This is a genomic window from Flagellimonas meridianipacifica, assembly GCF_003001695.1.
GTDB classification, from domain to species: domain Bacteria; phylum Bacteroidota; class Bacteroidia; order Flavobacteriales; family Flavobacteriaceae; genus Flagellimonas; species Flagellimonas meridianipacifica.
The window spans coordinates 1470691-1482948 of the sequence record NZ_PVYX01000002.1 but is presented as its reverse complement, the minus strand read 5'-3'; the positions used below and the strand labels follow the sequence as shown (position 1 = coordinate 1482948).

Below are 12258 nucleotides of genomic sequence, written 5' to 3'. Positions count from 1 at the left end.
AAGACTCTTTTACGAGAACACTATATGAAAATGAAAAAATTTACTTGCTTATTTTTTACATTGTAAATGTAGTGCTAGACCTCAAGTGTAGGAAAATTATGTTGTGAAGTGGCCTTTCTGTGTGGTTTTCGGACTATTTTAAGACATTTAGCCTATTTATTCAAGGGATTTTATCACTTCAGATAGAAATCCATTGACATCAAAATCGGGTCTTTCTGCCAAACCGGTACGTACAACCACCAGTTCTTTAGAAGGAATTATAAACACATGCTGACCTTGAAATCCATTGCAAGAGAACAAATCTCTAGGAACATCTGGATATATTCCTTCTGCATTTAACCAAAAATGAGCACCATAAGTGCCATCAGAGTCCTGGGTCACCTCAGTGATATAGTCCACCCAAGAGGAATCAAAGACTTGTTTCCCATTCCAGACGCCTTTATCCAAATACAATTGGCCAAATCGAGCCCAATCCCTGGTAGTGGCCCAGGCATACGAAGAACCCACATAATTTCCTTTAACATCGGCTTCCAAAATCATGGAATGCATACCTATCTTGTCAATCAAATTTTGGTAAGGAAAATCCAAATATTCTTGATGGCTTCGAAACTGTTGTCGCAAAATTCCAGAAAGTAAATTTGTGGTGCCCGAAGAGTAATTCCATATTTCTGTTGGTTTCGCCACAGGTTCTTTTTCTTTTTGGGCAACGGTCATATCGTCTTCCAAAAACAACATACGAGTTACATCAGAAATTTTGGAATAATCTTCTTCCCATTCCAATCCACTTTGCATACGCAATAAATGATTCAGCGTGATTTGGCTTCGGTCATCATTTTTCCATTCTGGAATAGGTGCGGGCCAATCCATTTTCAATTTTCCTTGATGTTCCAAAACTCCATAGCAAGTAGCCAATATACTCTTGGTCATGGACCAGCCCAAGACTCTGGTATCTTTAGTGAACCCTTCGCTATATCGCTCTCCTAAAAGATATCCCTTGTGTAGTACAGCTACAGTACGTGTCTTTTGCACTTCTGGATTTGAAAAAGCCAAAGCAATAGCTTTATTTAATTGGTCGTAATTCACTTCAGGCAGTAAGGTGTCCTTAGCTTCAAGATGTCCAAAAGGATATGGTTTTTCGATTTTATTGAAATCACGTTTGGGTTGTAAATAGTTTTCATTTTCGTCATAATCAGAATCAACAAGAACACTTCCCAAACCCTGCCGGTCAATAGCTTTGCGATTCATCAATCCATAAACGGAAGCGGAAGCGGAACTGTTTTTTGAATCCAAAGAGACTTCGGCCAATTCCACCAAAGGCATTTTTAAGTCATTATTTACGATTGAGGAAGAATCCCGTTCTGCCAGGTAGGTTGCGGAAGCCATGTATTTTGATGCATAACCGCTGATGATGTTCAGCTTGGAGTAATTCAGATAAACAACTATGGCAATGACAACCAATAACAGTAAGAGTATTCTTTTTACGTATTTCATGGATTAAGATTTGTTGTAACTTTCAAGAACTAAATATAAAAATTTACCGCATGTCCAACCTAGGAATGATCATTGAAGAGAGAAGCCGTGATATTGGCGACTTTTTAGTAGGTCGTTTGATTCCATTTCGAAAAAAGCGTATGATAGGCCCTTTCATCTTCATTGATCATATGGGGCCTACACAATTGGGTCCAAAAAAATACATGGACGTCGACCAACATCCTCATATCGGATTGTCAACATTGACCTATATGCTAGAGGGCGAGATTATGCATGAGGATAGTATGGGGACCAAACAACGAATTAGTCCAGGCTCAGTAAATTGGATGACCGCAGGGAAAGGTGTAAGCCATACGGAACGCACTCCAAAAGACCTAAGAAATGGAAAGGTTTTTACGGCTCATGGCTACCAAATTTGGATTGCTTTGCCCAAAGAATTGGAAGAAATGGAGCCTGAATTTCATCATACTCCAGCAACAGACCTTCCTAAATGGCAAGACAGCAATACTAAATTTACTTTAGTGGCTGGTGAGGGTTATGGGAAAAAATCCCCTGTCCCAGTTTATTCACCACTATTTATGATAGAAATAAAAAATCAGGATGAGTATGTACTGGATGTTCAAGATGATTTAAAAGGTGAGATTGGCATATGCGTTGTGGAAGGTGGTATTACCGCCTGTGGACAGGACGTGGGAAAAGGGAATATTCTCGTTTCCAAAGTAGAAGACACCTGCAAGGTTACCCTACAGCCAAATTCACATCTTTTACTTTTTGGTGGCGAGGCATTTCCGGAGGAGAGACATATTTATTGGAATTTTGTTTCAAGCAGCAAGGAAAAAATCGAAAATGCAAAAAATGCATGGAAGGATTGGTCTTTCCCAATGATGGAAAATGATTCAAGCTATGTTCCTTTACCTAAATGATTCAAATTGTGGTACTTTTAATCTGATTTGAAAAAGCTCCTACTCATATTGCCTTTTATTGTTTCGTGCCAAGAAAAAGTAGAGGTGGAAAACCCAAAGTTTGAATGGCGCTCTTTGGAAGTTACCGCTTCTGCATATAATTCACTATCCTGGCAGACCAAAGCCGAAAATCCAAATATTGCAGCATGGGGGGATACATTGAAACCCGGTATGAAAAGCATTGCTGTATCTCGTGATTTGATAAAAATGGGATTGGGTCACAATACCATGGTAAAAATTGGAACTTGGCCAGACACTTTTTATGTTAAGGATAAAATGAATCGTAGATGGCGAAATAGAATTGATATTTATATGGGGGTGGATGTGAAAAAGGCAAGAGAATGGGGAAAGCAAAAAATCGATATTTGTTTTGCCATACCTTTAGATACCACTTCAACACTAAACCGGTAGATATGCGGCTTTTTTATTATGTTCTTTTTTTGTTTTTCTTGCTGATTGGATGTGCCAGCAAAAAAGAAATAGTGGATAAGCCTATTATTTTCAATGACCAGCGGATACAACTTACCAAGGAGTACTTGGAGCAGCGCTATAATCTTAACCAAGATACTCCAACAATTGAACCTAAGATGATAGTGCTTCACTGGACGGCCATTCCTACACTGGAGAGGTCATTCAATGCGTTCGTGAGCCCAACTCTCCCTAATTGGCGACCAGATATTGAAAGTGTAAGCGGACTTAATGTGTCTTCTCATTTTTTGATAGACCAAAATGGTACAATTTACAGGCTTATGCCGGAAACAACGATGGCCAGACACGTAATAGGGTTAAACCATTGTGCCATTGGAGTTGAAAATGTGGGTGGAACGGAAGAAACCCCTTTAACTCGTAAGCAATTAAAGGCCAATGTATGGTTAGTGAATTATCTGGCCACTAAATATGACATTGAATACCTTATTGGTCATCACGAGTATACAGATTTTGAAAACCATCCCCTTTGGTTGGAAGTGGACGATGGGTATCGAACAGTGAAAACAGACCCCGGTCCTGATTTTATGAATAAAGTGCGAAACTCCACCAAAGCGTTCAATTTTAAACCCCTTCCAACAAAATAATCAATGAAGCCTTTTGTAGTATTCATCGCATTCTTGTTTTTCTTTTCTATCTCAAACGCCCAAGTTAATATTACTTCCAGGCTTTATGATACGTATTCAAATTATAAAGAACCTTCTCTAACTAAAAGAAGAATAAAACACAAGCAGATTCAGCCTTTGATTCAACGATTTGCGGACAATTCTAAATTTAAAGTACAAAAGGTGGGAGAGTCTATTCAAGGAAGGGATTTGCATTTAATCAGCATTGGTTCCGGTGAAGAAGACATCTTTCTGTGGTCCCAAATGCATGGAGACGAGCCTACTGCCACTCAAGCTATATTTGACATTCTTAACTTTTTGGATGCACCTGAATTCGCTGAGGAAAAAGATGAGATTTTGGCTAAAACCAAGCTTCATTTTTTGCCCATGCTTAATCCTGATGGGGCAGAGATATATCAACGAAGAAATGCTCTGGGCGTGGACATTAATCGAGATGCGCTACGACTGCAATCTCCAGAAAGTCGTGTTTTAAAAAGAATTCGGGACAGTTTGGATGCAGATTTCGGCTTTAATCTGCACGACCAAAGCACCTATTACAACGCTTATTTGACGGATAAGCCCGCTACCATTTCCTATTTGGCCACAGCTTACAACTACGAAAAGGATATTAATGAAACGCGGGCAAATGCCATGAAGGTAATTGTATATATGAATGACATCATCCAGAAATATGCACCGGGCCAAGTGGGCAGATATAGTGATGAGTTCGAACCACGTGCTTTCGGTGACAACATTTCCAAATGGGGAACGAGTTTGATTTTGATTGAATCCGGCGGCTATACCAATGATATAGAGAAACAGGAAATTCGCAAGCTAAATTATGTTTCCATTCTATCAGCAATTTACACTATTGCTCAAGGTAGCTATAAAGACATTTCCATTGAAGATTACGAAAAAATACCACGAAACGACCGAAAGCTTTTTGACCTTAAGATAGAAAATGCGACTTACAATCTTTTAGGTAAAGATTACGTTTTGGATTTAGGAATTCGTCGACAGGAAATAGACAATGCTAGCCACGAAGACTTTTATTACAAAAGCACTATTGTGGACCAAGGCGATTTATCCACCTTTTACGGCTATGAGACTTTTGACGCAAGTGGTTATACCATTGTAGCACCAAGATTGGCCGAAGGTAAGGCAGCTATCTTTCAATCCGGAAATCCTCCAAAACTCCTCAAACAAGGTGTAGCGTTTATAAAGACTACTTTACCGGAAAAAGGGGTTACAACAAATTCAAAATTCCATTTTGCTGGAAATGATTTCAATCTTCCCGAATTCAATCTTAAACCTGGCCAAAACCCAACTTTTTTCTTAGAAAAAGAAGGTGAAATCACGCATGCAGTAATCAATGGATTCATTTTGGATTTGTCCAAACCGCTAGAAGACCAAAAATTTGGTAATGCCTTGATTTATCGTTAGTATCCAAATTGGATGTTCATTTCATTTCCATAACGGAGTAAAACAACCAACATTCCAAAAAGTGTAAACACAATTGAGGCAAAAATGGAAAGCACCAACGTTTTTAATCCTTTGTCCAAAGCACCTGCGGCACTTCCTTCAATTATTTCTTTAATTACATCCATAGCATTTTTTTTGAGTTAAACTTCTGTATCGTAGTTTAGGATGTAAGTGATTAGTCGTTTATATGTAAAACAACTTTCGGGCCAGAAACCCTACTTTAGAAAACATTAGGAATGTAGCTAAGACTGGCTACTCGCAACCGCCAGTAAAACCATCGGCCCTAAATTTGGTCTGAACAGCTCCTTGGAGACCGCCATCGGTGAGTTGAATGACCAGATTGTTCTCACCGCTTCCATCCCGTTTTGGGGTGCAATATTCAAACAAATAAAAACTATTGGCCTGTTCTGATACCCGTTGTGAAATTTGATTGAATGTGGCTTCAAGCTCTTCTTTGTTACCTGCAAAGACACTTGCGGTTTTACCAATGTCACTCAAGACATCCACATCAATTTCGGCACCTAAACCGATAGTGAAAAAGGAAATGTTTGGATTGGCTTCATTCACTGCACGCAGAGCATCCTGTTCTCTAAACCGTGATGCCTGGTCCGTACCGTCCGTAAACAAAACAACAGAAGCCGCACGAACTATGGAACTTTCATTGTTTTGTTCCACTAAATCTTCAGCAATATCGGTGGACTTTATTACCGCTCCGTATAAGTCCGTTGAAGGGTCGCTGCTTATATTTTCCGTAATTCCATTGATTGAAGCGGTAAGCTCTTCTGCCGAAGAAGTCAACGGGTTGAGCAAGTGTAACTCATCTTCACCGTCAAACCAATAGATGGCCATTTGAAATGACTCTGTTTCTGGGGAAGGAATTACATTTTCCACGAAGCTACTTGCGGCTGTTTTAAGCTCTTCCAAACTTCCCTGCAAAACGCTATTACTCAAATCAAGCACTAAAAGTGTACTATTATTGAATACTTGCGAATTAGGAGAAATTCTAGCTAAAGACTCCGAAGCGGATATGGTATTGAAGCAATCGTCATTTCTACCCTGTTCGTAAATGGTGAATTGGTTTGCCGTAAGTCCTGAAATAGGATTTCCATTGGTGTCAGAAACTTTAAAAAGTATAGACACTCTTCCAGGAAGCGAGGTTTCTTGATTTTGTATAGACAGCAAAAGTTCGTTCTCTTCAAAACCCAAACAATCATCGGGATTTTCACCTTGACCCAATTCTCGTTGATTGATGTCAAAATTGACGTCATCATCTGCGTTGCCGCAGGAAACAAATAGTAATAAAGAAAGAATAGGGAATAGAGAAATTACGAGGTTTTTCATTTTCTTCTAAGCTTTGTTCTATTTGCTCAACGTCAAATTCTACCGTAAAGTGTGTGTCGCTTTCATAATTAAATTAAAGAAAAGTTAAAATATGGGTGCTCTTGTTAAAAAAGAAGCTATCCATCCAAATTTTGGTAACTTCAAGAACAATTCTTTTGAAATCACTCAATTCAAAAAACTATGCCAACGTATCAATTAAAAGTAAACGGAACTTCCAAAACTGTCGATGTTTCTGAAGACACTCCTGTGTTATGGGTATTACGTGACCACATGGAGCTAGTGGGAACAAAATATGGTTGTGGGATAGGGCAGTGTGGAGCCTGCACCATTCATGTTGATGGAACAGCCATGCGAAGTTGCTCATTAACACTTTCCCAGGTTGAGGGAAAATCTATTACAACCATAGAGGGTCTTTCAGAGGACGGTTCCCACCCTGTACAGGAAGCTTGGAAAGAAGTTGATGTACCCCAATGTGGTTATTGCCAGGCTGGACAAATTATGACTGCATCCGCTTTTTTGGAAAGCAATCCAAATCCTACCGAGGATGAGGTTAAAAATGCTATGCACGGAAATATTTGTCGCTGTGCATCCTATACTCGAATCAAAACTGCAGTAATGAAAGCTGCCGAGAACATGGAATAACTATTCCCATTCACTTCTAAAACGAAAAAATGTCATCAAATAAAACAAACGCTCTAAGTAGAAGAGCATTTTTAAGGAATTCTTCACTGGCAGGAGGGGGAATGATAATTGGATTCAATCTTCTCAATTCGTGTAAACCCAAAGTAGTAGCAGAACCTACCATTGACCTAGCCAGTCTGGATTACAATGATTTCAATGCATTCATAAAAATTGCAGAAAATGGTGCCGTGACCATATTTTCACCAAATCCTGAAATTGGTCAGGGTGTAAAGACTTCCATGCCCATGATAATTGCTGAGGAACTGGACGTGGCTTGGAAAGATGTATATGTGGAACAAGGTATTTTGGACACGGAAAACTACACCCGACAAGTAGCTGGGGGAAGCCAATCCATTCGTCATGGATGGGATGCGTTAAGAGAAACAGGGGCTAAGGCTAAGCATATGCTGGTAAGTGCCGCTGCAGCGAGATGGGGCGTGGACCCTTCCGAGTGTTCCGTGAGCGAGGGTGTAATTACCAATGCCGCCGGAGAGACCTTGGGTTACGGCGATGTTGTGAACGAAGCAGCACTCTTGGAAGTTCCCGAGAAAGTGGAATTGAAGAAGCCTAGGGACTACAAAATTATGGGTAAAAATGCCGGTAATGTGGATATTGATAAAATAACAACGGGCAAGCCATTATTCGGTTTGGATTATAAAACAGATGGCATGGTCTATGCCGCTGTGGTAAGACCTCCGAGTTTCGGACATAAGCTAGTTTCTTTTGATGATTCGGAAGCTAGAAATATGCCTGGGGTAATCGATGTTGTTACTATAGGAGAAAAAGTACGCAGCTTGTTGGCGGAAGACCCTAGTTTTTCGAGCAAGATATCTTCTAGTGACAAGGTGGTGGTAATAGCAAAAACCACTTGGCAGGCTTTTAAAGCAAAAGATGCCATTAAGGCTACTTGGGAAGAGGAAACTCCTATGGAAAGTACCGAGCAGCACAATAAGATACTGACCGATTTACTGGATGGTAGCAAGTTTAATACCATGCGTTCGGATGGAAATATCAAAAAGGCGTTTGCCGAAGCGGACCAAGTTTTGGAACGCACTTACGAATCACCCTTTTTACCGCACAACTGCATGGAACCCATGAATTTTTATGCCAATGTAACTTCTGAGAAGGTGCATTTGGTTGGACCCATTCAGACTCCAGCCTGGAAGGCCGGTTTAGTGGCCAAAATGCTGGGTAGGGAGGAAAAGGACATCCTGTTGGAGATGACACGTATGGGTGGTGGCTTTGGTAGAAGGCTTTATGGTGATTTTGTCATCGAAGCTGCTGAAATATCCCAAACCATAAATAAGCCTGTTAAAGTAGTTTATACCCGAGAAGATGACATGGAAGATGGAATCTACCGAATGGCCATTAAATACAGAATAAAGGCGGGAATTAAGGATGGAAAAGTGACCGCATACCATTTGAAGGAAGCAGCCGTAAACGATAATATGTATGGGCTTATTCCCAATTTCTTCCCTGCTGGTGCCATAGAAAATTATCAAGTGGATGTAGCCAGCTATAAAAGTAACATTACTACGGGTGCATGGCGTGCTCCGTATACCAACTTTTTGGCTTTTGCAGAACAAAGTTTCTTTGACGAGTTGGCCGAAATGATGGAAGTTGATAAAATTCAGTTGCGTTTGGATTTATTGGATAAAGTGAAGCCAGAAGACGACGAGCGCATCCAGTACTCTCCTGACCGAATGAAAGAGGTCATCAAAATGGCTGTTGAAAAATCAGGATGGGGAACTAAACCCAGCAACGTGTATCAAGGTTTTGTCAACTACTACTGCCATAATACCCATGTTGCAGAAGTTGCAGATGTGGAGATTGAAAATGGAAGCCCAGTAGTTAAGAAGATTACTTGTGTTGTGGATTGCGGCATTGTTGTCAATCCTCTAGGGGCAATGAATCAAATTGAAGGTGGTGTAATTGATGGGGTTGGACACTCCATGTTTGGAGAATTGGCATTTGAAGATGGGAAACCAACGGCCAATAACTTTGATAGATATCGACTAATACGAATGAAAGAGGCACCTGTGGTTGAAACCTATTTGATGGAAAACGAATATTCGCCTACAGGATTGGGTGAACCCACTCTACCTCCTGCCGGAGGTGCGGTAGCCAATGCACTCAAGGCTGCTACAGGAAATAGACTTTACGTTCAACCATTTACCAAAACACCTGAATTACTAAAAGTTCCAGAGAAGGAGATTATAGGCTGATATTATGACGATACTTTTATTCGGGGTAACTAAGGATATTGTGGGTAGTTCTACTTTGTCCGTCCCCACAACATCCGTAACCGGGAAAAAAATTCCAAATACGGTAAGGGAATTGCGGCAATTTTTAGGCGATGCCTATCCCGAGTTGAACAAGTTATCCTCATTGGCAGTGGCCGTAAATAATGCCTACGCCAAGGATGAGCAAATCATTAATTCTTATGATGAAATTGCCCTGATTCCACCTGTTAGTGGAGGATAATAAGTGGGTTTTGTATCTTTCAAGCGGATTGTATTATGGCGTTAATCGATAATCACGGAAGAAAAATAAATTACCTGCGTTTAGCGGTCACGGACCGTTGTAACCTGCGTTGTAATTATTGCATGCCAGCAGAAGGAATAAACTTCGTTAAAAACGATAAATTATTGAGCATACCAGAATTGGAAAGGGTAAGTAAAGCCCTTGTAAATCTGGGAATCGATAAAATAAGGATAACAGGAGGAGAACCTTTTGTGCGTAAGGATTTGATGGTCTTGTTGCGCAGTTTGTCCAAAATGGAAGGACTGAACGACATTTCGGTAACGACAAATGCAACACTAATTGGTCCCTATATTGATGAATTGAAGGAATTGGGAATTCGCAACATCAATGTGAGCCTCGATTCAATCAATCGAGAGACCTTTGAGCGTATTACACGAAGAAAACAATTTGATACGGTTCACAATAATCTTATTCGATTAATTACCGAAGGATTTAATGTCCGTATTAATTTCATCGTTTTGGATGGCCAAAACGAGCAGGATATTCTTCCCATTCTAGACGTGATGAAACATTATAAGGTTTCTGTTCGGTTTCTGGAAGAAATGCCTTTTAATGGGGGTTCCAAGAATTTTTCAACCATAAAATGGAATTACAAAGCCATTTTGGACCATGTTGCCACCAAATACGAATTTGAAAAATTGGTTTCACCTGCCACATCAACCTCAATCAATTACCAAATCAAAGGGCACCAAAGTACTTTCGGAATTATTCCTTCCTTTAGCAGAACTTTTTGCGGCACCTGTAACCGACTACGCGTTACCGCAACTGGAGATGTCATTACCTGTCTATATGGTAAACCTAAAGCAAACCTGAGGGATATTGTAAGGGCAAACGAAAATGATGATGAAATGAACTCCGTGATTTTGAACACAATAGGTTCCAGGGCAAAGACAGGGTTTGAGGCGCAGGATGAACATGCTAAAACCATTTTTGATAACTCCATGACCTCAATTGGAGGTTGATTCAAATCATGGACCTATGAGCAATACACCTAAGCTTTATGGATTAGTTTTGGGCGGTGGTAGAAGCACTCGCATGGGTTCGGATAAGCGCCTTCTCAATTATCATGGAAGTGAACAACAAGCTTGTATGTATAATTTATTGGAGCAGGTTTGCGAAGCTTCTTATTTAAGTATCAGACAAGACCAGGTTTCGTCAAATGAAGGCAGGTTCAATGTTATTATCGACAAAAATAGGTATCAGGGCCCGTTTAATGGCATCATGAGTGCTCATGCAGCATATCCTAAGGTTGCTTGGCTGGTATTAGCCTGCGATTTACCATTTATGGATAAAGAATCTCTTAAAACTCTGATAGCCAAAAGAAACCTTCTAAAAGGTGCTACTGCCATGGCTACAAAAAAGACAGATATCCCAGAACCTTTAGTTACAATTTGGGAACCAAAAGGACTGGAGAAGGCAAAGGAGTTTCTGGAAGTATCAAAGAATTCAGGTCCCACCGAGTTTTTACGAAACTCAGAAATTGATAAAGTATATCCAAGTACAGATGATGTTCTTTTCAACGCCAACTCTCGGGAAGATTTTGATCAAGCTAAAACCCGTTTGAAAGCATTACAAGATGGATAGGTATACGCGACAAACCAGTTTATCCGATTTCGGAGAGGTAGGACAGCAAAAATTGTCCGAAGCCAAAGTTTTAGTGGTAGGATTGGGAGGTTTGGGACTACCAGCGCTGCAATATTTAAATGCCATGGGTGTAGGAACCTTGGGATTGATAGACCAAGATATTGTGGATTATCATAATTTACAGCGTCAGATACTTTATACCGAAAAGGATGTAGGAAAATCAAAATTGAACACTGCACATAACAAACTGCAATCCCAGAATTCGGAGACCAATTTCATTCTACATGATACGTTTTTAACCAGGAACAATGCCTTGGAAATTATCAAGGAGTACGACCTTGTTCTTGATGCTACGGACAATTTTCCCACTAGATATTTGATAAACGATGCTTGTGTTGTCTTAAATAAACCTTTTGTTTATGGAGCGCTGCATGGGTTTGAAGGCCATGTTAGTGTTTTTAATTTTAAAGGTGGACCGACCTATCGTTGTCTTTATCCAGAGATGCCGACTGTGGAAGAGATTCCCAATTGTGATGAAAATGGCGTTTTGGGTGTAACCCCCGGTATCATTGGAAATTTACAAGCATTGGAAGCAATAAAGGTAGTCACAGGAATAGGAAAGGTGCTTTCGGGCAAATTATTGGTGTTTGATGGGTTACATCAAAACTATCTAAAGATAGCATTCAAAACCCACCCTGAAAATCTGGCAATAAAGGAACTTAGAGAGACTTATGAGTCCTCGGGTTGCAGTATTATAAATTCTATATCGGCCCAAGATTTTTCTCAAAAACGATTAAATAAGAGTCAGATAGTTTTAGATGTTAGAACGCCAAAAGAGTTTGAGCATAACCATCTGGCGGAATCTATAAATGTTCCCCTGCAAGAATTGGAATTGCCCTTTAATCTAATAGAGTCCAAAGCACCTATTTATGTAATTTGCCAATCGGGGAAAAGAAGCGAACTCGCCATAGAGCAGCTTCAAAAAGCGCATCCAGAATTGACTTTTTGTAATATCTTGGGTGGCATGAATCGGCTTTCAATTCTTACACAATAATCGGCTCATCCTTTTTAACCAACATCCA

General features: G+C 40.1%; 13 protein-coding genes. 10 read left to right on the top strand and 3 right to left on the bottom strand.

What is annotated here, in order from left to right; translation table 11 throughout:
• Positions 1-156: 156 nt before the first annotated feature.
• Positions 157-1491 carry a serine hydrolase domain-containing protein gene (locus tag CLV81_RS16800; protein WP_106146567.1) on the bottom strand — a complete coding sequence of 445 codons (1335 nt, stop codon included), beginning with the start codon at positions 1489-1491 and terminating at the stop codon, positions 157-159.
• A 50-nt stretch (positions 1492-1541) separates the two neighbouring features.
• Between CLV81_RS16800 and CLV81_RS16795 the strand changes: the two genes are divergently transcribed.
• From CLV81_RS16795 to CLV81_RS16780, 4 genes are read left to right on the top strand one after another with little or no spacing between them, the layout of a single operon-like run.
• Positions 1542-2414, top strand: coding sequence for a pirin family protein (locus CLV81_RS16795; RefSeq protein WP_106146565.1), 873 nt, complete (start codon positions 1542-1544; stop codon positions 2412-2414).
• Positions 2415-2441: 27 nt separating this feature from the next.
• Positions 2442-2864 carry a 3D domain-containing protein gene (locus tag CLV81_RS16790; RefSeq protein ID WP_245912072.1) on the top strand — a complete coding sequence of 141 codons (423 nt, stop codon included), beginning with the start codon at positions 2442-2444 and terminating at the stop codon, positions 2862-2864.
• Between the two features lie 2 nt (positions 2865-2866).
• Positions 2867-3526: a peptidoglycan recognition protein family protein gene (locus tag CLV81_RS16785; RefSeq protein WP_106146563.1), complete on the top strand. Its 660-nt coding sequence runs from the start codon at positions 2867-2869 to the stop codon at positions 3524-3526.
• A 3-nt stretch (positions 3527-3529) separates the two neighbouring features.
• The gene (locus tag CLV81_RS16780; RefSeq protein ID WP_106146561.1) at positions 3530-4987 is read left to right on the top strand and encodes a M14 family zinc carboxypeptidase; all 1458 of its coding nucleotides are present in this window, start codon (positions 3530-3532) and stop codon (positions 4985-4987) included.
• Here the strand turns inward: CLV81_RS16780 and CLV81_RS20615 are convergent.
• Positions 4984-5151, bottom strand: coding sequence for a hypothetical protein (locus CLV81_RS20615; RefSeq protein ID WP_158259148.1), 168 nt, complete (start codon positions 5149-5151; stop codon positions 4984-4986). The two genes, CLV81_RS16780 and CLV81_RS20615, sit on opposite strands and share 4 nt — an antisense overlap.
• Before the next feature lie 127 nt (positions 5152-5278).
• Positions 5279-6367 carry a vWA domain-containing protein gene (locus tag CLV81_RS16775; RefSeq protein WP_106146559.1) on the bottom strand — a complete coding sequence of 363 codons (1089 nt, stop codon included), beginning with the start codon at positions 6365-6367 and terminating at the stop codon, positions 5279-5281.
• 180 nt (positions 6368-6547) lie between these two features.
• On the opposite strand from CLV81_RS16775, the gene CLV81_RS16770 reads away from it, so the two are divergent.
• The 6 genes from CLV81_RS16770 to CLV81_RS16745 are packed head-to-tail and all read left to right on the top strand — an operon-like array spanning position 6548 to position 12230.
• Positions 6548-7009 carry a (2Fe-2S)-binding protein gene (locus CLV81_RS16770; protein WP_106146557.1) on the top strand — a complete coding sequence of 154 codons (462 nt, stop codon included), beginning with the start codon at positions 6548-6550 and terminating at the stop codon, positions 7007-7009.
• Positions 7010-7038: 29 nt separating this feature from the next.
• Complete coding sequence (locus CLV81_RS16765; protein WP_106146555.1) at positions 7039-9273, top strand: xanthine dehydrogenase family protein molybdopterin-binding subunit; 2235 nt, start codon at positions 7039-7041, stop codon at positions 9271-9273.
• A 4-nt stretch (positions 9274-9277) separates the two neighbouring features.
• Positions 9278-9532, top strand: coding sequence for a MoaD/ThiS family protein (locus tag CLV81_RS16760; RefSeq protein WP_106146553.1), 255 nt, complete (start codon positions 9278-9280; stop codon positions 9530-9532).
• 35 nt (positions 9533-9567) lie between these two features.
• Positions 9568-10554, top strand: a complete 987-nt coding sequence (gene moaA / locus CLV81_RS16755) for a GTP 3',8-cyclase MoaA (protein ID WP_106146551.1) — start codon at positions 9568-9570, stop codon at positions 10552-10554.
• Between the two features lie 16 nt (positions 10555-10570).
• Entirely contained in the window at positions 10571-11176 is a 606-nt protein-coding gene (locus CLV81_RS16750) for an NTP transferase domain-containing protein (protein WP_106147674.1), read from the top strand.
• On the top strand, positions 11169-12230 hold the full coding sequence (locus CLV81_RS16745; protein ID WP_106146549.1) for a HesA/MoeB/ThiF family protein: 1062 nt from the start codon (positions 11169-11171) through the stop codon (positions 12228-12230). The genes CLV81_RS16750 and CLV81_RS16745 overlap by 8 nt, the downstream gene beginning before the upstream one ends.
• The last annotated feature ends 28 nt before the right edge of the window (positions 12231-12258 follow it).